The 26,497-nt window shown below is 29.9% G+C and carries 17 protein-coding genes; 11 read left to right on the forward strand and 6 right to left on the reverse strand.

The genetic code is table 4. From position 1 onward, the window contains the following. The first annotated feature begins 1 nt into the window (after position 1). From pth to U3G01_RS00875, 5 genes are all read left to right on the forward strand, one after another. Positions 2–556, forward strand: coding sequence for an aminoacyl-tRNA hydrolase (gene pth, locus U3G01_RS00855; protein ID WP_255030795.1), 555 nt, complete (start codon positions 2–4; stop codon positions 554–556). Further along, positions 534–1,427 carry a tRNA lysidine(34) synthetase TilS gene (tilS, locus tag U3G01_RS00860; protein WP_255030797.1) on the forward strand — a complete coding sequence of 298 codons (894 nt, stop codon included), beginning with the start codon at positions 534–536 and terminating at the stop codon, positions 1,425–1,427. Before pth ends, tilS begins: the two co-directional genes overlap by 23 nt. 29 nt (positions 1,428–1,456) lie before the next feature. Continuing rightward, entirely contained in the window at positions 1,457–3,730 is a 2,274-nt protein-coding gene (gene ftsH, locus U3G01_RS00865) for an ATP-dependent zinc metalloprotease FtsH (RefSeq protein WP_326564851.1), read from the forward strand. 84 nt (positions 3,731–3,814) lie between these two features. After that, positions 3,815–5,281, forward strand: coding sequence for a lysine--tRNA ligase (gene lysS, locus U3G01_RS00870; protein ID WP_255030801.1), 1,467 nt, complete (start codon positions 3,815–3,817; stop codon positions 5,279–5,281). 1 nt (position 5,282) lies between these two features. Next, entirely contained in the window at positions 5,283–6,116 is an 834-nt protein-coding gene (locus U3G01_RS00875; protein ID WP_255030803.1) for a Cof-type HAD-IIB family hydrolase, read from the forward strand. A gap of 72 nt (positions 6,117–6,188) precedes the next feature. Here U3G01_RS00875 and U3G01_RS00880 read toward each other — a convergent pair whose 3' ends face one another. From U3G01_RS00880 to U3G01_RS00905, 6 genes are all read right to left on the reverse strand, one after another. After that, on the reverse strand, positions 6,189–6,887 hold the full coding sequence (locus tag U3G01_RS00880) for an N-acetylmannosamine-6-phosphate 2-epimerase (protein WP_255030804.1): 699 nt from the start codon (positions 6,885–6,887) through the stop codon (positions 6,189–6,191). Positions 6,888–6,898: 11 nt separating this feature from the next. Next, positions 6,899–8,743 (reverse strand): sodium:solute symporter family transporter, encoded by a 1,845-nt coding sequence (locus U3G01_RS00885; protein ID WP_255030805.1) that lies wholly within the window; start codon positions 8,741–8,743, stop codon positions 6,899–6,901. Between the two features lie 51 nt (positions 8,744–8,794). Continuing rightward, a complete protein-coding gene (locus tag U3G01_RS00890; protein WP_255030806.1) occupies positions 8,795–9,676 on the reverse strand; it encodes an N-acetylneuraminate lyase in 882 nt (293 codons plus the stop codon). 140 nt (positions 9,677–9,816) lie between these two features. Continuing rightward, positions 9,817–10,680: an ROK family protein gene (locus U3G01_RS00895; protein ID WP_255030808.1), complete on the reverse strand. Its 864-nt coding sequence runs from the start codon at positions 10,678–10,680 to the stop codon at positions 9,817–9,819. A 338-nt stretch (positions 10,681–11,018) separates the two neighbouring features. Next, the gene (gene mnmE, locus U3G01_RS00900; RefSeq protein WP_255030810.1) at positions 11,019–12,347 is read right to left on the reverse strand and encodes a tRNA uridine-5-carboxymethylaminomethyl(34) synthesis GTPase MnmE; all 1,329 of its coding nucleotides are present in this window, start codon (positions 12,345–12,347) and stop codon (positions 11,019–11,021) included. Positions 12,348–12,398: 51 nt separating this feature from the next. Next, on the reverse strand, positions 12,399–14,015 hold the full coding sequence (locus U3G01_RS00905; RefSeq protein WP_069098248.1) for an ABC-F family ATP-binding cassette domain-containing protein: 1,617 nt from the start codon (positions 14,013–14,015) through the stop codon (positions 12,399–12,401). A 169-nt stretch (positions 14,016–14,184) separates the two neighbouring features. On the opposite strand from U3G01_RS00905, the gene U3G01_RS00910 reads away from it, so the two are divergent. From U3G01_RS00910 to U3G01_RS00935, 6 genes are all read left to right on the forward strand, one after another. After that, a complete protein-coding gene (locus U3G01_RS00910) occupies positions 14,185–15,195 on the forward strand; it encodes a hypothetical protein (protein WP_326564852.1) in 1,011 nt (336 codons plus the stop codon). A gap of 419 nt (positions 15,196–15,614) precedes the next feature. Then, entirely contained in the window at positions 15,615–16,715 is a 1,101-nt protein-coding gene (locus tag U3G01_RS00915) for an ABC transporter permease (RefSeq protein ID WP_255030814.1), read from the forward strand. Next, positions 16,715–17,680, forward strand: a complete 966-nt coding sequence (locus U3G01_RS00920; protein ID WP_010321053.1) for an ABC transporter permease — start codon at positions 16,715–16,717, stop codon at positions 17,678–17,680. The genes U3G01_RS00915 and U3G01_RS00920 overlap by 1 nt, the downstream gene beginning before the upstream one ends. Beyond that, entirely contained in the window at positions 17,681–19,090 is a 1,410-nt protein-coding gene (locus tag U3G01_RS00925; RefSeq protein ID WP_255030816.1) for an ABC transporter ATP-binding protein, read from the forward strand. After that, positions 19,080–20,411, forward strand: coding sequence for an ABC transporter ATP-binding protein (locus tag U3G01_RS00930; RefSeq protein ID WP_255030817.1), 1,332 nt, complete (start codon positions 19,080–19,082; stop codon positions 20,409–20,411). The genes U3G01_RS00925 and U3G01_RS00930 overlap by 11 nt, the downstream gene beginning before the upstream one ends. Next, the gene (locus tag U3G01_RS00935; protein ID WP_255030818.1) at positions 20,398–26,493 is read left to right on the forward strand and encodes a PDxFFG protein; all 6,096 of its coding nucleotides are present in this window, start codon (positions 20,398–20,400) and stop codon (positions 26,491–26,493) included. Before U3G01_RS00930 ends, U3G01_RS00935 begins: the two co-directional genes overlap by 14 nt. Positions 26,494–26,497: the final 4 nt, after the last annotated feature.

A 26,497-nucleotide genomic window follows, 5' to 3' on the forward strand; every position in this document is an offset into this window, starting at 1 on the left:
GATGAAACTAATTGTTGGACTTGGTAATCCAGGTGAAAAATATGCTCAAACAAAACATAATGTTGGATTTTGAGTTCTTGATTTGTTAGCTGAAAAACTCGGATTGACCTTTGATCAAAAAACTGAAAATGGCGTTTTTTGTAAAACAAGTGATTTTATTCTTGCAAAACCAACAACATATATGAATAAATCAGGTGATTTTGTCTTTGAATTAGTTCAATTTTACAAAATTAATATTTTGGATGTGATAATTGTTTATGATGATATGAATTTTGAAATTGGCCAGGCACTAATTAGAGCAACAGGAAGCGCAGGCGGGCAGAGAGGTATGGAAAATATTATTGAAAAATGTGGTACTAAAGATATAAAAAGACTTAAAATTGGTATTTCCCGTGCCGAAAATTCTAAAGAATACGTGCTTAGTCCTTTTGAAAATCAAGCCAAAATTAAAGTTAAACAAGTTATTGACCAAGCTGCTGACATTCTTATTTTTTATTTATCAAATAGTTTTATGACTACGGTTCAAAAATTTAATGCTAACAAAAACAAAGCCTAAAGAAAAATTTTTAATTGCAGTTTCTGGCGGCTCTGATTCAATGTTTTTGCTTGACAAATATAAAAATAAAGATATAATTGTTGTTCATGTCAATTATAATTTGAGGCCACAGGCTATTTTTGAAACTTTATTAGTTGCAAAATTTTGCCAAAAATATAATTTAATGCTTAAAATTTTATCCTTTGATAGTTTTTCTGTTTCGGGAAATTTGCAGGCAAATTTAAGAAAGGTTCGTTACGAGTTTTTTTACCGAGTTTATACACATTTTAAATGTACTAAGTTACTTGTAGCTCATCACTGAAATGATTTTGTTGAAACAATTTTTTTGCAAAAAGAACAAAAAAAGCTAGTAACATTTTGGGGAATTCGCAAACAAAATTTCCTTTTTGGAATGCAAATCTCAAGACCACTTTTGTATTTTTACACAAAAAAAAGAATTCTTAATAGTTGTAAAAAAAGAAAAATCCCTTATCTTGATGATGATTCAAATTTCACAGACAAATATAGAAGGAACGCGATTCGCTTTAAATTACAAAAATTAAGCACTTTTTCTTTGTTTTTTACTTTTTCTGTTCATTTCATTGCAAATTTTTTTAAATTAATAGAACTAAAAAAAAATTATAAAACTCTTGAAAAGTGAAAAAAAACAGAATACCATGCTTATTTTTTCCAAAAAGTTCGAAAAAAACCAGAAATTATCTTTTTATATTTGCACCAAAATTTTGACAATATTAAATTATCAAAGGGAAAAATCAATTCAATAATTGACTTTATTAGTTCTAAAACACCCAATGGATCGTTTTTAATAAAAAAAAATAACTATATAATTAAAAAAAAACTAAAAATATATGCAAAATCTAGTAAAATTTAGTAAGATTTGTTGAACTAGAAAGGAAAATCATGCAAGTAAAACAAAAAAGGAAAGCATCGGCCGGTTGAATTGTTCTTTTAATTTTGGCTTTAGCAGGAATTGCTTATCTTATGTATTATTATTTGCAACCCAGGCTTACTGTTAAAAGCTTATCTCATTTCGAAGAACAGCTAATTAAAAATGCCCAAAGCACAACCGATAATAATTTCTTTTACTCAATTATTTTTGATATTAATGCTTATCGAATTCGTGTAGTTGAATCTGAAGGAGGAAACGCAATTGCTTATTCGGTAATAGCAAATCCTGCTGTTATTACAAAATTCCAATCTGGTGCTGCTGAACTTAGCCCCGTGATTAAAAATCAACTTCAAAATTCGAATATTACAACATATTCAGAATTAGTTTCACTTTCAGTTAAAACAGCTGCGTCAAATTATACAAATCTTACAGATGCAACAAAGAGTCTTCTTAATAGTCTTTATAATTCAATTGGCGCAACAGTACCCGATAATAATATCTATTTGCCTTCTTTTTCTTCAGCCGATAGACCATCTACAACAGTTTTACAATATATTCTCTCATTTCTCCCAGCACTTTTACCAGTTTTATTATTTGCTTTTTTATTTTTCCGTGTGAACAAAAATTCTCAAGGAGGTTCAGGATTTTTCAATCCAGGGAAAAATCAAGCAATCCGTATTAAATCTGATAAAAAATACACTGATGTTGCAGGAAATGTCGAGGCCAAAGAGGAAATTTCTGAATTTATCGACTACTTAAAAAATCCTGGGCGTTATTCTAGCGCTGGTGCAAAAATTCCACGTGGAATTTTGCTAGGAGGTCCTCCGGGAACAGGAAAAACATTACTTGCAAAAGCAACCGCAGGTGAGGCAAATGTACCTTTTTTCTTCATTTCTGCATCTAATTTTGTGGAATTATATGTTGGAGTTGGAGCAAAAAGAGTGCGTGAATTATTTAGAGATGCACGAAATGACTCTCCGGCGATAATTTTTATTGATGAGCTTGATGCAATTGGACGCTCCCGTGGTTCTGGAATTGGCGGGGGTAATGACGAAAGAGAACAAACACTAAATCAACTTCTAGTTGAAATGGACGGTATGGTTGAAAATACCGGACTTTTAGTAATAGCAGCAACAAATAGAACCGATGTTCTTGATCCAGCCCTCTTACGTCCAGGTCGTTTTGACCGTTCAATAATTGTTGGACTTCCTGACGTTAGAGAACGTGAAGAAATTTTAAGATTGCATGCAAAAGGCAAAAGAATTTCTAAAAATATCACACTTGCAAATATTGCCAAAAGAACTCCTGGATTTTCAGGAGCCCAATTAGAAAATGTTATAAATGAAGCAACACTTTTATCAGTTCGTGAAAAAACTCAAGTCATTACAAGTGAGCAAATTGACGAGGCAATTGATCGAGTAATTGGTGGACCTGCCAAGAAAAATCGCGTAATAACTGAAAAAGAAAGAATAATGGTTGCTTATCACGAAGCTGGTCATGCCGTTGTTGGTTTAAAATTAAGATCCGGAGTAAAAGTCCAAAAAATTACAATTGTTCCTCGCGGAAATACCGGTGGTTATAATTTAATGCTTCCTGAAGAAGAAAAATATAACAGTACAAAATCAGAACTTTTAGCAACAATTGCGGCATTTATGGGTGGTCGAGCAGCTGAAGAAATAAAATATGGCGAACAAGAAATTTCTACTGGTGCTGGTAATGATATTGAAAAAGCTACAAAAATTGCCCGTAAAATGGTTACCGAACTTGGAATGTCATCACTTGGACCAATTCAGTATGAGCAAGATCAATCATCGCCATTTTTAGGAAGAGATTATATAAAAAACACATCATTTTCTTCAAAAGTTGGGCATGAAATTGACATTGAAATTCGCCAAATTATTTCTAATGCTTATAAACAAGCTTCTGAGACAATTAAAAATAATTTAGATTTACTTGAATTAATCAAGGATACTTTATTAGAAAAAGAGACAATTGTTTATGAAGAAATTCAACAACTAGCCGAAACTCTTGAGCCGCTTCCAAAATCAGACCCAGTTCAAACTAGTGCTGTAAAACCTTCTGATATTTTGAATGAACTTTTATCAGTAGACCCAGATCCTGAAGAAAATTCAGAAAATCTTCAACAAAATTCAGAGCAAAATTCTGAACAGAAATCAGAAGAAAATCTTGAACAGAAATCAGAAAAAACCCCTGAACAAAACCCTGAACAAAACCCTGAACAAAATCAAGAAGAAAATTCAGACTCTACCCCAAATCAAGACTAATTAAAATTTTCTTCATTTTTATTTAAAATTTAGAAATACTGAAAATAGTTTCAGAATTAAATTGACGTTTTAAGGAATAAGACTATGTCAAAATTAAACGACCAACAACAATTTCGCCTTGAAAAACTTAAAAATTTACAATCCAAAGGATTTAATTATCCAAAATCAATTTTCTTGCATGATAATTTGGAAGAAATAATTAAACAATATCAAGAAAAAAACCATGATTTTTTTGTTGAAAACCAAATTAAAGTCGCTTTTGCAGGTCGTCTTATTCGCCAACGCTCCCCGTTTTTCATTATTTATAGTCAATCATTAGAATTTCAAGTGTATGCAAATAAGGATTTTCAAACACAAAATCAGTTTATTTTTTCAAATTTAGACCTTGGTGACATAGTTGAAATTTCTGGATATTTATTTAAAACTAAAACAAATCAAATAAGTCTTAAAGCAGAAACTTTTTCAATTTTAGCAAAATCACTCCACCCATTGCCTGATCAATATTATGGAATTGAAAATGCTGATGATAAATATCGTAAGCGATATTTGGATTTATTAGTAAATGAAAAATCAAGGCAAACTTTTATTGTTAGAAGCAAAATTATCTCCTTAATTCGTAAGTTTTTTGACTTACAAGGATTTTTAGAAGTTGACACTCCTGTTTTGCAACCAGTTTTAGGTGGCGCTTCGGCTAAGCCGTTTGTAACATTTTATAATTCATTAAGTCAAAATTTTTACTTACGAATTGCAACTGAATTGCCGTTAAAAAAATTGTTAGTTGGCGGAATTGATGCTGTTTATGAAATTGGCAAAATTTTTCGTAATGAAGGTTTTGATACAACTCATAATCCCGAATTTACCTCAATTGAATTTTACCAGGCCTATTCAGATTTAAACAGGATAATGGATCAAACTGAGAATTTAATTCGTTTTTTGTTTGAAGAACTTGGATTAAATCAATCAGATCACTCATATGGTGAAAATAAAATTGATTTTTCACAAAAATTTGCCCGATATGATATGGTTCAAATTACCTCTGAAAAAATGGGCTTTGATCTAAAAAGTGCAAATTTTTCTGAACTTGTTGAATTAGCTAAAAAAAATGCTATAAAAATCGAGCCCTTTTTTACAAAAGGACACTTAATTAACGAATTTTTTGAAAAATTTGTTGAACCTACACTAATAAATCCAACTTTTATAACCGGTCATCCTATTGAAATTTCGCCTCTGGCAAAATCTGATCCAAAAAATCCAAATTTCACACTCAGAGCCGAGCTGTTTATTGCTACAAAGGAATTTGCAAATATGTTTGACGAATTAAATGACCCTATTGACCAACTAAGCCGTTTTCGTGCTCAAATGGCTGAAAAAGAACAAGGAAATAATGAAGCTAGTGAAATTGACTATGAATTTGTTCAAGCCCTTGAACATGGAATGCCTCCTGCGGCTGGGTGTGGAATTGGAATTGATCGTCTTGTAATGCTTTTGACAAACAATGTGTCTATTCGCTCTGTAATTTTATTCCCGCAACTAAAATCTAAAAAGGACTAAAATGAAACTATTTTTTGCTTTTGATCTTGATGGCACACTTTTGCGTTATGACAATACAATTCACCCTGAAAATGTTAAAATGCTAAAAAAACTCTATGAATTAGGGCATATTTTGGTTGTTGCAACTGGAAGAGGACTTTCAGCCTGCATAGATTTAGCAAAACAATATCCATATTTTCACTACCTAGTTTCGAATAATGGAACATTAGTTTATGATCTTGCAACTAAAAAAACAATAAATAACGGGACACTAAAAAAGCAAGTTGTCTTTGATTTATTTCAAGATTGTCAAGAATCTAATTCAATTTGTGCATTTTCTACCCCACATCGTCTTTTTGAATATTCTTCGCAAAAAAGTTATGACTGGCTAAAAAATCAACATATAATGGATTTGAATTATTACACTAAAGTAAATAATTTTGAAATTTTAGAAATTATTGAAACTGATCCCATAACTCAAATTGCTTTTCGAAATGATGAAAAATTAATAAAAGATTTGTATAAAAAATGGTCTAAAAAACTGGAAAATCATTATAAAGTAACAATAACTAACAGAATTTTTCTTGATATAAACCCATTGAACGTTGATAAAGCAAGTGCAATTTCAGATTTATTAGTTAAAAATGATCTAACAACTGACCATTTAGTTGCTTTTGGCGATAGTTCAAATGATTTTCAAATGATAAAACTAGCCCGATACGGTTTTGCTATGCAAGATGCAACTCCTGATTTAATTGAGGTAGCCTCGAGAAAAATTGGCAGTTGTAAATCTGACACAATCGCAAGAACTATCGATATTCTTTTAGAAAATCAAGACAAATTATTTTCTGCCTAAAATTTATGAAATTAAAAAAAAGCTTCTTGAATTAATTAACAAGAAGCTTTTTTTTAAATAGAGTTTAAATTCTTAGTTAATTTCTTTGCGAATTTTATCAACAAAAAATTTAGTGATAACATAAGGTCGAGTTATCATCGAACCAACAACGACTGAATGTGCGCCTATTTTAAAAGCATCAATTACATTTTGAGGCTCATTAAAGCCACCTTCAGCAACAACTTCTATACCGGTATTGCGCACTTTTTGAACCATTCAGCGTAAAAACTCGTAATTATTTTCAATATTATTGTGGTTTTTTGTTGCTTCTGTATAACCGCGTAAAGTTGGGGCAACATAGTCAAATTTTAATCTAATTGCATTTTCAACATCTTCATAGTCAGCACAATCTGCAAGTAAATATTGGTTCTTTTTTCGATTTTTATGAAAAAAATCAACAATTTCATCAAGATTTTCTGCCGGTCTATCGCGCAAAGTTGCATCAATTGCTATTATTTGGTTGTCAAATTGCATTAATTCTTTGAGTTCACTCAAAGTTGGAGTAATAAAAACGCTTGAATTTGTGTATGTTTTTTTAATTAAGGAAATTAACGGTACTTTTTGGTTTAACTCAAAAAAATCTTTGACATTGTCAATTTGTGAAGTTCTAATACCATCAGCCCCACCTAAAAGCGCAGCTTTCATCATTTTTTGCATTATTTTTGCCCCAAAAAGCGGCTCATCTTCGAGCGCTTGACATGAGACAATAAAACTATTTTTTAAAAGACGCATTTTTTTACCTTTTAATTAGTGATTTTTGCTAATTTTTCTTTTATTTTTTCATATTCATCTAATTTTTTATCTTGAACTTTTTGAATTTGAGAAAATTCTTGATTTGATTGGATTGTCTCATTTTCTCTATAGTTAGGATGTCCAAAAATTAGAATTTGATACCATTTTGGCATTAAATTTGGAACAGTTTTTGCAACTTTTTTTGCAACTTTTTGCAACTTAGAATCATTTTTTGCAATTTGCTTTTCTAAGGCAATTAGCTGATCAAATTCAGGTGTTTTTGTTCAAATTGTTAAATTTGTTAAGTTTTTCTCTTTTTTACTAAAGAAAGTATAAACTAGAGATCCAAAATAACCAAAAATAATTGTAAGGAAAAAGGAAATTAGCGCTACATATTCGCTAGCAAATTGAATTACTAAATTTTCGGGAACAAGTCTTTTGTTTGTAAAGATTCATAAAAATAAAGCAGTAATAAAAGCAACACTAATTCCAAGAACAGCGCCAAAAGAATTTGTTCTTCGAGTTAGAATTCCTAACATATAAACAGCACCAATTGGCACACCAAAAAGTCCAACTATTGCAAGGAAAAGGTCAAATAAATTAGTTTGTCCTGAATATGTCAAAAGAAAAGCGACTAACATTCCTTGAATTCCGAAAAATGTAATTAAAATTTTTGAAATAATCAACATTATTCGGTCTTTTATAGGTGCTTTTTTCCTGAATTTACGAATTGGTTGAATAAAATCGCTAACAATAACATTAACTAGCGAGTTCATTGAAGATGAAATTGTTGATTGACTTGCGGCAAAAACTGCGGCAATAATCAAACCAGAAAGTCCCGTTGGTAAGACTTTTATGATGAAAAATGAAAGAAGTTGATTATTTGCCGCGCCTTCGCGACCAACAATTTGGTCAATTGCGTTTTTGGCATCAACATCAAATCCTTGGGACTTAAAGTAACTATATAACATAGAACCAACGCCATAAAACACAAAAATAGTAATAAAAGTTAAAATTGCGTTAATATAGATAGTTTTATTAGTTCCTGAAATGAATTTTGAGGTTTTATATCTTTGGACAATATCTTGAGATGCTGTATAAGAGAAAATAGTTTCAACATATTTTCCTAGAAAAAGAAGGAACATACCACCACTAGCGGCACTTATTTTTCATTGATCTGCATTAAAAACTGACTGATAAATACCGTCTTTACTTCAATCAGTTTGAACTAAACCAAAAATGAGGATGCAAATAATTCCTAAAAGTAAAACGAGACCTTGGATTGCATCAGTTCACAAAACACCTTTAAAACCACCTAAAAAAGTGTTTAAAATTACGACTATTGCCATAATTCCGATGATCAAATAAATGTCTAAATCAACAAAAAGTGACAAAGTCAGTGCAGGAATATATAAAACAATTGCAATCCGAAAAATGTGAAAAATAGCAAACAAACCGCCACTTAAAGCCCGAATTAAATAATTATAACGACTTTCAAGATAAGCATAAGCTGTATTTGCAGTAATTTGTCGATAAAAAGGGATAATTCATTTAATTAAAACTGGGCTAATCAAAATTATTGCTACTTGGCCGACAGATCACATTCACCCTGTTTTGAAAGCAAGTCCGGGGAGACCTAAAAATGTAAGTGAAGAAAGCCCGGTAGCCCAAATTGAAAGAGCAATAACAATTGATGGAACTTTAATTGACTTGGCTACTAAATAAGAATCAGTGCTTTTTTCCTTATTATTTTTTTCTTGGTACCAAAAAAATAATCCAAGCAATAGCATTGAAAGCATATAAATTGCTAAAATAATTCAATCAGTTGTTGAAAAACTTGATTTAGTTTCTTCCATATTTTCCCCCTTTCTCAACTTTTTATAATTAAAAATTTAAAAAAGTTGAAGCTAGTCTAAAAATTTTTCCTTAATTTCAAGCGCCTTTTGATTCAGTGTTTTGCTGTCAATTTTTTTAAAAGGAAGGCGATTATAACCAGCATCAACACCATAAAGTTGCATAATTGCTTTGATTGTTTGCATTAGTCCAACTTCCAAAAGTGATTGAATATAGTCATTATAAACATGAATTTCATTTTTAAAGGCTAGTAAATCACCTTTTTTTGCCAAATCAAGAATTTTTCTTGCTTTAATTGCGTTTGTATTATAAGTTGAACCGATAAATCCACGAGCTCCTAAAAGGTAAGCAAGTCCAAAAGCTTCATCAAAAGCATACATTCAAATTTTTTCTGGATAAGTTTTGATTAGCCTTTCGAACAAAAAGATGTCGTTTGACCCAAATTTGCAGCCAATAACATTTTTAAGATTTAAAATGCTACCAAATTGTTCAATGTTAATTTTTGAGCCTGCAAGTTGGGGCAAGTAATAAATAAACATCGGTAAATCAACGTTTTTTGCAATTTCTTCGTAGTAGTTTTTGATTTCATCAAAAGAAAAATTATAATAAAAAGGTGTGATTGCGCTGATTGCATCAAAACCAAGTTCTTTAGCTTTTTTTCCTAGTTGAATTGCTTCTTCAAGATTTAAACTTCCAATCTGTGCAATTAAAGTTACCTTATTTTTTGCTTTTTTAGCTACAATTTCATAAATTTTTTGTCGCTCTTCAACAGACATTAACAAAAATTCGCCTGTTGATCCAGTGACATAAAGACCGTCAACTTTTTGGACATCAATTAAAAAATCAAGAATATCTTCAAGATTTTTAGTCATAAGTTCGCCTTTTTCATTAAAAGGACTTATTAAAGCGGGGAAAAATCCATGATATTTTTCCATATTAGTCTCCTTTTTATAAGAAAATCTTTTATATTGATTTTCCTATTTTTTGTATATAAAATAATTATATATAAAAAAACCCGTATTTTTTTCAAAACGGGATTTTTCTTTATTTTTGTTAATTTTTGTTAATTTATCTATTAAAGATTAAATTCTTGCCTTAAAAGGTAAAAAGCACCGAGCATACCGGCATTATTTTTGGATTCTGCGATCAAAAGCTCGCATTTATAAGGAGTTTGTTCTAACATTTTTAGGAATTTTTGCTGAATTTTTGCAAAGTATTTCTTATTTATATAGGAAAAACCGCCTCCAATAAAGATTTTTTCTAAATTTTGAAAAATTGCAAGTTGATAGGTAAAGTCAACAACTTTTTGGAAATAGTCATCAATCATTTTTTGAAAATTAACGTTACTTTTGTATAAATTATCAAACTTTTCATATTCAGAAATTCTAATATTATAAAGTTTACTAATTTCTTTGTCAAGCAAACTAAAAGAAAGTCAATCATCAAGCCGTTGACCATCATAAATTAGATAACCAAATTCACCAGCAAGAAAATTTTCACCTCGAATTAATTCATCCTTGACAATTCCAATTCCAACACCAGTCCCTAAAGTAACTGTTGCGTAATTTTTTAGGTTTTTGTGATAAAATTTTTCTGAAATTGCAGCGGCATTTGCGTCATTTTCGACAACAACAGGCAAATTAAATTTTTTTTCTAAAATAGAAAAATCACTGCCAAAATATGGTAATGTTTTATGATTTACAAAAATAATTTTCTTTTTTTCAACATCAACTCCGCCCATTGTAGCAATAGCGATTCCTTTTATGTCTTTCGAAAAATCTGACTTTTCTAAAATTGAGTTGATAATTTCCTCTAAATCCTCTAGAACTGAACTGATATTGGTTTTAAAAATTTTTGTTTTGTGAAAAAAATTGTTACTATCAATAATTCCCATTTTAATATTTGTACCACCAATATCAAAAAGAATGAATTTATCCATTTTGCCTCTCTTTTTTAAAATAACCTTTGTTTTTATAGCATTTTTTAAAATCTTGCTAGTATAAATTTGGTTGTTTCTTTTAAAAATTATAACTTATAAAAGCAAAAATAAATTAGAATAATAATAAATTAGTATCAAAAATTTCTTAAAATATCACGATATAAAAGTCTGATTTTGATACAGAAACTTTAATTTTTACACAAAATATTTATAAAAGAATGGTTTTAACGCTTTAAATTAGCAAAAAAATTTGCTCGTGTGATCGAATTTAGCGTACATTTATTCATTATTAAAGATAAAATGCTGTCATATGATCATGCTAAAGTGGGAAATTTTTATTATTTTCCTAGACAAAACCGTGAAAAAATTGAATCAAGCAAGTTTTCATCGTCTGTTCTGCCAAAAATAGTTTGCAATTCTCTTCAAGCGTTACGTAAATCTACAATGGCAATTTCAGGTCCGAAACCAGATTCTAGACTATTTTTAGCTTCGAAAATTGCTGTTTTTGCCAGTTCTATTTGTGAAATTTGGAATGAATTAGCGACAAATTGATTTTCTTTTCCCAAAAAGGCAAAAATAGTTTTAATTTTTTCAATTAAGCTATCAATTTGTTTGTTTTTAGCACTAATTAATATTTTATCAGTAAATTCTCCCTTATTTTCAATTAGGTCAGATTTGTTATAGACTTGTAAATATACTTGATTTTCGCTAATTTTTTCACTTAAATCAAGATGTTTAGATTTTTTTTGACTTGCATCAATAACATGTAAAATCAAATCAGATTTTTCCATGTTTTCAAAAGTTTTATTAATTCCAATTTGCTCAATTTTTTGTTTAGTTTTTCTAATTCCGGCAGTATCAAAAACTTTAAAAAGCAAGTTGTCAATCACAAAATTACCTTCGACAATATCGCGAGTTGTTCCAGGAATTTCACTTATTATCGCCTTATTTTCGTTAATTAAAACATTTAGAAGCGAAGACTTGCCGCTATTGGGTTCGCCAATTAAAGATGTCCTTATTCCTTCATAAATTAGTCTTGAATTATCGGCTATTTTTATTAATTCATCAAAATTTTTTATTAATTCATCAATTTTAGGAATAAGAATCTGATTTGTTAGAATTTCTACATCATCATATTCGGGATAATCAATATTTACCTCAATAGTCCCGATAATTTCCTCGATTTGTTGGATTAATTTTTTAATAAAATTTGAACTTGCACCAGAAAACTGTTTGAGAGCAACATTGTGTTGTGATTTAACTTGAGCATGAATTAAATCATTAATTGCTTGTGCTTTAACTAAGTCAATTTTCCCATTTAAAAAAGCACGCAAACTGAACTCTCCAGGATTTGCAAGTCTAGCGAGTTTAGTTTTTAAAATAGTTTCAAGAATTAAATTTGTATTTAAAACTCCGCCGTGCGCATTTATTTCTACAGTTTCTTCACCAACAAAATTTTTATTTCCAGCAAATCATAAAACTAAAACTTGATCAATTTTAGTTTGATTATCATGAATCCAGCCAAAAGTTATTTCCATGGAATTACCAATTTTCCCGGTAAAAATTTTTTCCATGATCTTAAAGGCGTTTGGTCCTGAAATTCTAATGATCGAAATTGCTTGATTTATTGCTCCTGAAGCAATCGCACAAATAGTATCAAAAACCATTTAATATATTCCTAAATTAAACTTAAAAGCTAAAAAAAATACTTTTATACACTAAATTCCTATTTTTTTCTCATATTCAGCCAGTGTGCCTTGAAAAAACACAGCTGAATCTTGCTTAATATCCAAAATCGCATTTGCAACTTCCCTTATTAAGGCAAGATTATAAGTTGTAAAAATTGCACCTGAATCATAAAGTTTTAAACCTTCAATAAAAGAATCAATTGATTCAGAATCAAGATGATTAAGTGGCTGGTCAAAAATTAAAAAATTTGATTCACTTAACATCATTTTTGAAAACATTAGTCGAACTTTTTCACCACCAGATGTAACATTGACTTTTTTAAAAACTTGATCACCACTAAAAAACATCCTTCCTAAAAAAGCACGCATTCTATGGGTTGAATTGTCTTTATTTTCATCTTGTGTGTTAAAAATTGGCCACTGTGAAATTCAGGAAATTAAATCTAAATCTGAATTAAAAAAATCATCTGTGTTTGCTGGCAAATAATCAAATTTTATTGTCGAGCCTCAAGTAATTGTTCCTGAAGTTGGGGCTTCTTTTCCGGCAATAATGTCAAGTAATTTAGTTTTTATCAAATCATCATCAACAAAAACTACCATTTTTTGACCTGGTAAAAGTGTAAAAGACACATTTTTAAATAAAAACTCGCCAGTTTCAGGATTTTTATAACTCAAATTTTCAACATTTAATATTTGTTTTCCAGGTCTTGGAAAAACATTAAAACGAATGTAAGGGTATTTTCGTGATGAAGGTTTAATTTCCTCGAGCTGAATTTTCTCAAGGGACTTTTTTCGTGAAGTTGCCTGGGCAGATTTAGAAGCATTTGCAGAGAATTTTGCTATAAATGCCTCTAATTTTGCAATTTGCTCTTCTTTTTTTGCATTAGCATTTTTTTGAAGTTCTTTTAATAACTCAGAAGATTGTTTTCAAAAGCTATAGTTTCCAGTAAAAATTTTAACTTCACCATAATCAATATCAACAGTATGAGTGCAAACTTGATCCAAAAAATCGCTATCATGGCTAACAACCAGAACAATATTTTTATAATTAATCAAAAATTCTTCAAGTCATTTAATAGCTTTAAAATCTAAGTGGTTAGTTGGCTCATCCATTATCAAAATATCAGGATTTCCAAAAAGGGCTTTTGCTAAAAGTACTTTGACTTTATAGGAAGATTTTAATTCTGACATTTTTGAGTATCAAAATTCCTTAGGAATTTCAAGTGCAGAAAGTAAAATTTGAGCATCATTTTCAGCACTTCAACCACCTAAAAGTCCAAATTGTTCTTCAAGTTCTCCAGCGCGGTTATAATCAGCCTCAGTTGCATCCGGGTTTGCATAAATTTGATCTTTTTCTTGTTGAATTTCGTATAATTTTTGGTTTCCCATTATTACAACATCAGTAACAATAAAATCGTCAAATTCATAGTGATTTTGTGATAAAACCGAAATTCTTTGATTTTGTGATGTTTGAATTGATCCTGATGAAGGTTCGATAAAGCCAGCTAAAATTTTTAAAAAAGTTGATTTTCCGGCTCCATTTGCGCCGATAATTCCATAAGTATTTCCTTCTGTAAATTTTAAATTTACATTTTGAAATAAAACTTTATCAGCAAAAATTTTTGATAAATCCTTAATTTCAATCATTTTGAGTCTCTTTAAATTATAATTTAATAAAATATCTAAAAATTATATTACAATTTCTATTAAATTAAAGTAAAAACCTGATAAAAATAACTTCTAAAATTTAATATTAGACCTCTAATTTTCAAAAAAGATTGAAAAAGCTAAAAAATGATTAAAAAGCGAGGTTTTGGTGGCAATAAAAAAACATATTTATAAATTTTTCAGTGGGTTAGCAATTTTGCCAATCTTTTTGATTTCCTGTTCTCAACCAAAAACAGAAACAGATGTTCCTTCTATTCCATCAGTGATTATTCCAATTCCAGAAAACAAGGATGAATTCCAAAAACGTAAGCCACGTTCATTTGATCTTTATGTTTCGGAAGTAAATGCTATTAGGTTGAAATGATTTTTAAATAAACCTAGCTTAATTAATCTTTTGCCCGAGGAAAAAAGCAAAATTTACTCTTCTAATGTTGTAAAAAGTTTTGTTTTTGACAATAAAAATCGAATTTTAGCTTTTCAGGACAACTTTGACTCATCTGAGGAAACTAATCCAAATTTTTTGCAAAATATTTTTCAAAAAACATCCGCAGTTTATTCGGGTAAAAAAATAAATGACGAAAATACCAACCTATTAAATGATTCTGATCAAGATAATTTTGAAAAACATAAAATAATTTCAAAAATTTTTCCCCAAAATTGGCGCTATATTGAAACTAAGTTATTAAAACCAAATATTATTCAAAAAGACAATAAGAATTATCTTTTAATTAATGCCTATAAATTTATTTTTTCATCCCCTCTTAGCAGTTCAAATCTTCAAACTAATGAAAAAACTTGCACAAAATCTGATAAAAAATGACAATTAAGCGCCCCAAACACAAATCCAACCCCTATTTTAAGGCTTCACTGACACAATCAAAGTTTAGAAAATCCATTCAGAATTAGACTTAATTCAAAAGATAATTTAAATTCTGAGTATGATTTACAGCTAATTAATAATATTGACCAACCTGAATCTGTTGCTGATTATAGTTTTAATTTTTCTGATTCAAATCCAAAAATACCCGAAAGTCCGCTTCAAATTTCACACGTAGACCCTATTTTTCGAGTTGTTATTCAAAGTTTTGCTATTCCATATCAAGGCAGTGTTGCTGATTTTGAAAGTGATAATTTTAAATTTGATTATGAATTTAACTAATCAAAAAGCTTTTGCAAATACGAAAATTAGGTTTTTTACATAAGACAATCATTTTTGTAAAAAAAAAAAAAAAAAAATATTTTGATTAATTTTTTACTTTTTGTGTTAAAATGTTAGTTGTATTTTATGTAATAAGGAAATTAATATGCAATTCACTTTAAATATCTTTAATATGTGACAGTTTAGATCAGTGATTTTTTCTAAAAAAATCAGTTTTTTTGCATATTCTTTTTTCAATGTTTTTTATAAATCCATTAATTCATACAAAAATAAAAATATTTTTAAAAATATTAAAAACTCGCCCATTTCAAATTTAATTTTGTAAAATTTTAAAAATTATATTAAATTTAATTTGAAAACGGGCCAAAAACCCGTTTTTTTATTTAAAAAATATTTAAAACTAAATAATGAGGAAAAAAATGACGCTAAAAAATGATGGTGAACATCGCAGAGATCTGTTAAAAATAGGTGCAAGTCCTTCAATCCAAGGCATAAGCACAAAAAATATTGATTATAATTATATTTATACTATTCCGCCAACAAAGAAAAAGAAAAATCCACTATTAAAGTATATGGGTTTTGACTCGTTTTTTTTCCGTTTTTCGAAAAAAATTGTAAAAATTTTTTTCGAATTTATAATAGTGGCTTGAATTGTTGCAACCCTAGTTTTTCTTTTGATTGACTCAATTCCAGGTGAGCCAGGTTTTCTTGATGGTCTAAATGAGGCTCAAAAAACAGCGGAAAAACAACTTTATGGACTTGATTTGCCCCAAGCGCAAAGATATTTCAACTACCTTTGAAATTTTATCAATTTTGATTTTGGAATTTCATATAGTCTTAGACCCCGTGTAGAAATTAGTGATTTTATTTGGCAAAGGTTTTTTACATCCTTTTCAATAGGTATTGTTTCAGTTATTTTGACACTTTTAGTTGGAGTTCCACTTGGGATTGCTGTTGGAAAAAATCCAGGAAAGTTTCTTGACAATTTAGCGACAGTCTGAATAGCGATTTTTTCTTCAATTCCTTCGCTAGTTTTTGCAATTTTTCTTTTAATTTTTGGTCAAAAAGCCGGAATTCCTTATATTTTTGATATACAGGATTTTTCAACTTTTGTTCTACCTGCAATCGCCCTTTCAATTGGATCTGTAATTAGTTATGTGCGATACATTCGATTTGAACTTAATAATGAGTTAAATTCTATGCATGCAAAATTTGCATATTTAAAAAATTTAACAAGAAATCGTTTTGTTTGAACTCACGCACTTAAGGCATCACTTTTCCCAATTGCAACCTTTTTCCCTTTAGTTGTTTTAGGTTCTTTCATTGGATCAATTTTTGTTGAAAAAATCTTTTTAATTACAGGATCTGGGGGAATCATGATTGATGCAATTCAGTCAAAAGATAACAATATTATTCTTTTCTTAGTAATTATTTACTCACTTTTGACAATAATTTCTTATACATTACGTGATATTAGTTACGAATTGCTTGATCCGCGAATTAGAAGGAGGGCAAAATAATGAATCAATTTCCGTCAATTGAAAAATATATTGACCAAAACTTAAAACCTAATCCATTTTTGCAACCCTTTTCATACCAAATGTGAAAATTAATGGTTGCTCAGTCAAAAAGTTTTGATCGTAATTATTTTGGCAAGCCGCGTAATAATTTTTATGAGGTTTTTCTCAGATTTTCCCGTTCCTTTTCAGGTGTTTTTGGAATTGTTACTATTATTTTCATGCTAATTTTAGCGATTATTATTCCTTTTACAACCGGATCGCCAACTGAACTTCGACCTAATATGAAAAATTTAAACTATTTTACACAAGGATTTATTTTAGGTACTGATTCTCAAGGTCGTGATGTTTGGGCATTTTTATGACACGGATTGCAATTTTCATTAATTTTAAGTTTTATTGTTGCGCTTTTTGATGTTGCACTTGGAACTCTTTTTGGAACACTAATGGGTAATTTTGACCTTTTTGACAAAATTTTTACCTTTATTATTAAAATAATTTCAAATATACCGACAATTTTAGTAATTATTTTGATGACATTAGTTTTACGCCCGAGCTTTTGAGTTTTAGTTTTATCATTTTCACTTACTGGCTGAATCGGTCTTGCAAATCAAGTTCGTGCCCAAATAAAAAGAGCTAGAAACTTTACATGAGTAATTGCCTCACGTGTTTTAGGGACTCCTTCTTACAAAATTCTCCTTAATTTTGTGCCAGTAATTATTCCGCTTTTAATTACAAATATTGTTTTTGTAATTCCAGGTACTATTCTTGGTGAAACTGGTCTTGCTTTTATTGGTCTTTCATTACCGAATGTTCCAACTTTAGGAAATGCAATTAATTCAGGAATTCCAATTGTAACCTTGTATCCTCGCTATGTTTTAATTCCTTCATTCTTTTTAATTTTGTTAACTTCGTCAATTCAAATGATCGGAAATTCAGTTCAAGACGCTCTAAGGAGGCAAAGATAAATGATTTCTTATTTTTTGGCCAAATTTTCTGATTGCAAAAATGCCGAGAATCCAGCATTGTGTTATAAATTAGCAAAAAATTTAGAAAAGTTTAAAAAAGATTTAGAACTTTTAGAACAAAAAAAATTGGATAAAAAACAATATCAAGAAAAATTCCTTGAACTTAAAGAAGAATTTTTGGCTTATGAAGTTAACATAAAAAAACATTATAAATCAAAAAAATCCTATAAAATCCAAGCTATTTTAAACAGAATTCAACAATATTGACACACAAGTTTTAACCGTTCGCATTTTGATTTTGAAGCTTTTTCTAAAAATGTTCTCTACAAACAAATTGGCGATAAAAAGTACAAAATTGTTGCGCAAATTAAAAATTTAAATTTATCCTTTGTAAATCCAGCTAATCCTTCAATCCGAAATATTGTAATTCGTAATGCTTCAATTGATTTTTATGAAGGAAAAATTCATGCAATAATTGGCGAGTCTGGTTCAGGAAAATCGGTAATTACTTCTTGTCTTTATGGGCTTGTTGGTGAAAATGCTGTTGTTGAATCAGGAGAAATAAGATTATTTAACAATCCAGTTCACAATTTTGACTTTCGTGCTTGAGAACTTTCAAATTATCGGGGCAAAATAATTTCTGCTGTTTTCCAAAATCCAATGTCAACTTTGAATCCAACCAAAAAAATTGGTAAACAAATAATGGAAGGAATGCTGTTAAATAAAATTGTCAAAAATAAAAAAGAAGCCTATGAAAAAGCACTTTTATACTTAAAAATGACAAAAATTGTTAATCCTGAAATGGTTATGAAATTATATCCTCATGAACTTTCAGGTGGGATGATTCAACGAATTGTCATTTCAGCAATTCTTTCACTTGAGCCCAAAATTATTGTTATGGACGAGCCGACCACAGCACTTGATACAACAGTTCAGGCTTTGGTTCTTGATATTATCCGTGATTTGCAAAAAAGACTAAAAATTACGATCATTTTTATAACCCATGACTTAGGAGTGGTTGCTTCACTTGCAAATTACATCACAATTATGTATGCTGGTCAAGTTGTTGAAGAAGGAACAAGAGACGAAATTCTTTTAAATCCAAGACATCCTTATACTTGAGGGCTAATAACTTCAATGCCTGACATAAATAAAGGTGATCGTTTACAGTCAATTCGTGGGGTAGTTCCATCTTCATTAAATTCAATTGTCGGTGATGCATTTGCGGTTAGAAATGATTATGCTTTAGAACAAGATTTTTTTGTTGAACCAAAATTTTATAGAATAAGTCCAACTCACCGTATAAAATCAGCGCTTCTTGATCCAAAAGCACCAAAAGTTATGCCACCAAAAATTATTTACCAAAAATGACTCCAATTTCAAAAAATGAGGCAAAATAATGAGCAATAATTCTAAATTTTATCTTGAAAAAAACACATATTTTTTTGGTAAGATTGTCCGCCAAACTTGGCGTCAATTAACTCCTGGTGTTAAAAAAATGCTTGAATCTAGCGGCGAAAAACCAATTGTTAGCTTTGAAAATGTCGATATTACCTATGGAACTGGTAACCGAAAAAACAAAGTTATTCATGACATAAGTTTCAATATTTATGAAGGTGAAGTTCTTTCTTTTGTTGGTGAGTCTGGTTCAGGAAAGTCAACAACCGGTTCTGCGCTAGCAGGTTTGGTTCCTCGAAGTTTTGGGAAAATCACTATTAACAATTTAGAATTACCAAAAAATACTCGTAAAATCCGCGCTAAAATTCTTGATGAACTAGTTTCAAATGTGCAAATGATTTTCCAAGATCCACTTTCTTCACTTAATCCTTATAAAAATATTTATGATGTAGTTACCGAAGGAATAGTCAACCTCGAACAGCGAAAAAAAGGTTCAATAAAACAGTTATTTTCACAACATTATTACCAAAATACCTTTGAAAATCTAGTAAAAATTCTTAAAAGCCAAAAAATTCCCCAAAATTTAATCAATCAAATTAGCGATCAATTTTACAAAAACACAACCCAAATTTCAGTGTCAGATTTATTTGCTAATTTAATAAATTACCTTAAAAAAATTAGCTCAATTCACCCAAATATTGTTGACTTTATCCAAAAAAAGTCTCTATTTTTAAAGAACTTTTTGGAAAAACCGACAAAAGATGTAACCTATAAATACGTTACAGACATGCTCGCCTCAATTGGACTTGACAGTTCAGTTTTGTCAAGATTTCCATTAGAATTTTCAGGAGGACAACAACAAAGAATTGGAATTTGCCGTGCTTTATTACTTAGACCTAAAATTCTTGTTGCTGATGAGCCAATTTCGGCACTTGATGTTTCAATTCAAGCCCAAATAATCAACATTTTTAAAGATTTAAAGGAAAAATACAACTTAACAATATTTTTCATTTCTCATGATCTTCGAATGGTTGAATACATTTCAGACCGAATTGCTGTTGTTTATCGAGGTCGAATTTTAGAAATTGGCCCAACAAAAGAAATAACCCAAAAATTTTTACACCCTTATACAAAATCATTGATTGAATCAATCCCGACAATTGAATCAAAAGGTGAATCACTTGCAGGATTTATTTATGATCCAAAAATGCATAAATATTCAGAATCAAACCAACCTGAGTGGATTGATTTAGGAAATAACCATTATATTTTAGCCACTTTTTCTGAAGTAAAACGTTGGAAATTAGGAGACTATAATTATGAAAAAAACTAGTATTTTAATCAGTTATCTGCTTGCTGGCGGCGGACTTGCGACAACGGCCGGCGGAATTATCGGTGGAATTAAACTTTATGCAAATAATAACGAACTTGGAGTTTACAATCTTGATGTTGCCTCAGACAATATTAATGAAATTAAACAAGATGAGTTAGTTTATGCTAATTTTTTGAATGCCCAAGGTGAAAAAATTGCAACTTTTGCACCTTTAGAAGACAATAAAGACGGCAAATACGGTATTTTTTTAAATTCAAATATTAAATCTGAAAAAAGAATTTTTTCAGAATCAGAATTTGCAGACTGATTTGCCCAAACATATAACCGTCAAACTCCAATTTTTGAACTACAATTAGGGGTTATGAAATTTGTTAATGAATATTGGGATGCTATTTCACCTTCAGAGTTTTTTGAATATGCTAAATGATTCAATAAAAATGTTTCCTGAGGTCCTGATGCTTTGACATTACAACATTTTGCGCTCAAAAAAGGGGTAACACGGTCAGGAAATAACTTATTATTAGGTCAACATTCAGCTGTTCGAAAAGAAGAAGCAAAAATAGAATTTTATCCTGATTCATTTTTTGGTTCATTTCCAATTTATTCAGAATTAGCTGGAAAAGGTAACGGACTTGACAATTTAACTTACAAAATTTTTCATGATGCAATTTCAAAAGAATCACTTGATGAATATTTTGAAAAAATTCCACAACAACAAGTTTTAGCAAATTATGACAAATCCAAAGTTATTGCTGGAATTCCAGCCACTGATCTTGTTAAAAATGAGACAATTTATCTTTATGATTTAGTTAAAATTTTAAAAAATTCATTTCCTGAAGATCAAGAAATTTTAGCTAAATTAGAAAAAATTAAAGAGCCAGAGAATTTTTTGGTTTTTAATAATGCAGGCCAAACAATTGAGGATGTACAGAAAAAATTTGAACTCGCAATTCTCATGTTTGCGCATGAAAAGGAAATTCAGTTACTTAAAAATTATAGCTTCAAATTTCCCGAAGATTTTAAAAAAACTTATAAAATACGTGATATTTTAAATACAATTAGGTCTGATTTGAAAAATGATGACAATAATGTACCGCGCGGAGTTCTTTCTTTAGACCTTGAAGGTCTTGAGCCTGATCCAACCTCTGAAGACCAAAAAACTCCTGCTAATGGTAAAAGAACAACTGATTTTATACTAACCCAAAATGTAAATCCTGATATTTCAACACTTATTGCTGCTGAGTTAGCTACAAAAATTTCCGAAAAAGTTAATGAAATTGTTAAAAACGGATTTTATGACCTATATAATATAAATCACCCAGTTGGGAAAACAATTGGTATTTATCAAAAAAGCCCTGAAAATAGGCTATTCTTTCCACTTGGATCTGGTACTGAAAGTCCTTCAATTGAGGCGCAAAACGAATTTTTGGCTGAATTTGATGCTAGTTTGTGATCATCATACCAAATTAAGTCAGTCAAAAAATTATCAAATCATGAATTAGAAGTTGAACTAACAGATCCAAAAGACCCTGAAGGTTCAACAAAAACAATCAAATTTAATCTAGACCCATCAAGCCCAAATTATGCTCAAAGTCTTGAAGAATTTGATAGTTTTAAAATTGCTGTTGACTGAAAAAACCGGGCAATTCCAAAGGTTATTCAGGAAATAGAAACTCTAAAAGACGGACAAACAGTAAAAGTTTATCAACTTTATGGTGAAATTTTTGATGGACTAATTGATAAAGTTTTAAAACATAAATCAACAAATGGCGAAAATCTTGTTGGTACTTATGTTGATTCTGAAGTTGACCCAAACACAGGACTAAAAAAATATACCACAAAAACAGGCGAATTTATTGGTTATTCGCATTCATCAAGAATTCCTTATATCGCGCTTTTAAAAGCATCTTCACCATTTTTTAAAACAACCGGAATTAACTATTTAAAATATGTTGGCGCTCATGAATACGGACACCATCAAACTCTAAATTATGCCCAAGACAATTCTGATCCAGATTTAAATGTTGTTTTAAATGCTCTTTCGACAAATACCGGAATAAGTTTGCAGTCTTTTTATAATTTTGAAGTTCTTCAACAATATCTTAATGCAAGATCTTCTGGTCTAAGTTTGCGAAAAGCAACTCCAAGTTTGAACCCTGAAGATAAAGGAATTTATCCAAATTTTAGCTTTGACAGCGAAAATAACTTTGAGGATGAATCTGAAATTTTTGGCGCCAAAGAAAATCAAGATCTTGATAAGTTAATTTCTAAAAAATCTCGTAGATTCCTACAAACTATTGATGGGCTTAAAACTGCTGCAGATATTCGAAAACTAAAATTATATGATCTTTTTCTTCTAAACTCAATTGATCCAGATTCAGGGACAATAAATCCTGGAATTTCAGGTGCTTCTAAATTCTTCCGAAATAGAAATTCAACTTCGCAAGAATTTACTGAAGATGAATCAAATCAAGAGGCTAAAAACCAAAAAGGATTTATAAATTCTAACGATATTCAAGGCATTTTTGCTAATTCATTAACTGATGGAGCTGGAAATAAAATCCAATTTGACGCACAAGGTAAAATTCATGTCGCTGATTTTGAGCCAAGTTCTGACCGAAGAACTTTTAAAAATTTAAAAGTTCACTTATTTTACGAAAATGGTAAGCCAGTAATTGATCCTTTAACTTTCAAAAATCCTGAAAGTCTCGGTGAATTACAGGCAAAAATCCGTGAAATTCAGAATAATTTTGAGGCTAACATAGTTAAAAACTTTCGCGATAATGGGTGAGATTCAAGTGCTCAATCATTTACTAGATTTTCACCTTCAAGTCCAGCTTTTGAAAAAACACTTGATTCAATTTTGCACAACCCCGTTGAAAATCAAGCATTTTTTGGCACAATTATCGGTGAAAACCCTCAAAATTTAAAAGCCAGTGTTGAAATTCCAGATTCAGTTTTTGACTTGTCAAAATTTTTGGTAGAAATTCAACTTTTGCCTAACATTCCCGATAGTGTGGCGAATTTAGCAAGGGAATTATTAGATAAAGAAAGAAATGCCGGCTTTAAATTCCTTGATTTTTTCAAATTATTCAAGGGAGTTCAACCTGATTCCTCTAATAATGAAATTTCCCAAGCTTTTGAACAATTCAGAACAACACTTAATTTACAAAACCAACTTCAACCGATTCTTAACTCAATGCTTAACGTTTCTAGCAAAAAAGATTCAGATTTACATGCAAATTTAAGCAACATTTCGAGTTTTAAAGACTCACTTTTTTCAAAAATACCCCAAATAGTCTCACTTCTTGAAAGGCTATACACTATTTATTTCCAAACTTTAGTTGAGGCATTTTCAAAAAACGGTACAAGTTCTGGTTCGGCAGCAGGAGCAGGAATTTTAACTAGACTCTTTACTTTAAGACTTAATTCTGAACTATATAAAAATTTAGATAAAATTATAAAATTCACCGACCAAAGCGGGCAAAGTATTTCTCCTAGTCAGTTATTTGTAACATTAGAAAATTTTAATGATTTACCACAAACACAGCAAAATAATCTTAGTATTTTAACTAATGGTCCGATTTTTGCTAGTTCATATTTTGGGAAAATCATTTCAGTAAATGGAAATCAATACTATCAAAATCCAAAATATGACTTTTATACCGGTGTTCAAACTCAAACTAAAATTGATAATGTTCTTGATCAAAGCGAATTTGACCATACAAAACAATTATCAGAACGTTGGACTTCACCTCTTGGAAATCTTTTAAAATTTTCACAAGTGACTGCTCAAAAGCCACTTTTTGGAATTGCTGAAGATTTTAAATTTAATGTTTCAGGTACAACAATTGATAAATCCAAAATTTACCTCGATGCATGAGATAAAACTGTTTTTGGTTTTGATTATGAAAATAATTATTTTGGATATCAAAACGAAAATAAACAAACAGAATTTTCATCAACTTCAGATTTTATAGAATTTATTTCAATTGATCCATTTGCTCTTAAAATTTCAAAAATTAACGGTGAATTTGTTAGAAATTGAGATTTTGACTATGTTAATTCCAAGTTTGACCTTTATAAATATAGTTTTGATAATTTGTCTAAAAATTTCAAATTTAAAGAAAATCAAACTGGAAATCCAGCGCCTAAATGAACTAAAGGTGAAAAATTTGACTCAAAAATTGAACAATTAATTTCAATTTTTAATATTTCTCGTGAAGAATTACAACAAAATTTGCAAAAATTTGCGAACAATTTAATGGAAGCCTTTGAGCAATCAACTCTAAACTTGTTAATCAAAAATACAAAAATAGATAACAAAAATATTGATCACCTATTTTTATCATCTGTTGGTTTTATGGGATTTAAAAATTTTGCCCGAAAAACACGAGCAACTTTACCGTCAACAAAATTTGGGAAACTAACAAATTTTGATAGGATTGAAATTAGAGGGGTTGATTTTGCAGGTTTTGATGAAACAAATTCTTTGGTTTTAGATGAAGAATCTTTCGTTGACTCAGATTTAAATAACTCTGAAAACTCAGAAGTATTTAGATGAATCAAAGGCTTTTTGGAACAAAAAAATATTGAAGCTACCAACCTTGATTTGTTTAAATTGCAATATTTAGTAGGGACAAAAACCGTTGTTGACTACACAATTGATGGCTTATTCCAACGATTCCAACGAATGAATACAGATCTTGAACTGTCATGACTTCGGTCAAAAAATTCAGCTAGATTTGAGACAAAACCTGACGATTTTTTCAGTAATTATGTCTATAATTTTCCCGAATCTTTAACAAGAGACTATGTTCAAATTCATTATTCTCCAAGTGACGAAACGCTTGATAATATTATGCCAGGTTATAAAAATATCTCTGAATCTAATACTGGAAATGAGTATTTTGTTGACGCAATTTATACGAGAAAATGGATTAAAAATTTCATTCCCGCTTTTGACATCGCCCAGGCATACTCTCAAACTTTAATTAGTCCATTTACTAACTATTTTTTGACTAATTATGTAACTTCAAAAAATTCTGAAAATTTAAATACTTTATACCAAAACCTAACAAAAACTTTCCAAAAAGCACAAGAAAAACAACTTTATGATCAAGTTCTTGAGTTTAGTCAGCAAGAAAAGGCCGAAATTGAAAAAATCCAAAGTGAAGAACTACCTAAAAAATTCATTGATAAAACCTTAAAAAACATCGAAAATCAAGGAAGAATTCAGGAAGTTAATGCCAAAATTAAAAGCCAAAAAGATGATATTTTTGCTCAAACTTCAATTGAATTATCTCGAGTACTTTCAGCTTACAAAGGTGAACTTGGCGATTCACAAACATTTAGTAGAGCAAATATTCAACCGGTTGTTGGAAATCTTCGTTGAAGAAATGGCTATATAAATCAAAATATTTCTACAAATAATGGATTTTTTAAAGATCGCTTCCAAAGAAAAGTGCTAAATTGAGAATTGTATGATGACAATTTGGAACCTGTTGAGGATCAAACTATTCGAATAACTAACCTAAAAGGTGAAAAAGTAACAAACAGACCAGAAGCCTTTTGGTATTATTCTCTCAAAACTCAAGGTGTTGGCCAAAGATCGCTTTCAGGAATTTGGCGTGATTCTAAACAAGATAAAGTTGCCTTTTGAGGTTTTCTAAAAAATGAAGATGCCCAAAAAGCTAAATATTTAACTCTTGAAGATGAACAAACAGCCCAAAAATTCTACATCAAATTAGTGAGTGATTCTACAAATAACATTTTTTATCTAAAAAAACAAGCTGATTTATCAACAAAATGGACGCTAAAAGACGAAGGATATAGCTCATGAATTTCATCTTGGTCAATTATCGGTGAGTTCAAAAATGCACTTCTTAGACCAGGAATTGACGGTCTAAAAAGATTCAGAATTTACTTTTCAGATGAAAATAGGCAAGAAATTAAAGACTTATTTACATTAGGAAATTCAAAATATCTTGCTGAAAATGGTAAAAACTTCAATTTAGCACCAACATATATTGAACAAAAATCAAATCAAACATTCCTTGTAATCAGACCTCAATTTAAATAGGAGC

The sequence above is a fragment of the Mesomycoplasma ovipneumoniae genome (assembly GCF_035918255.1).
Lineage (GTDB): Bacteria > Bacillota_I > Bacilli_A > Mycoplasmatales > Metamycoplasmataceae > Mesomycoplasma > Mesomycoplasma ovipneumoniae_A.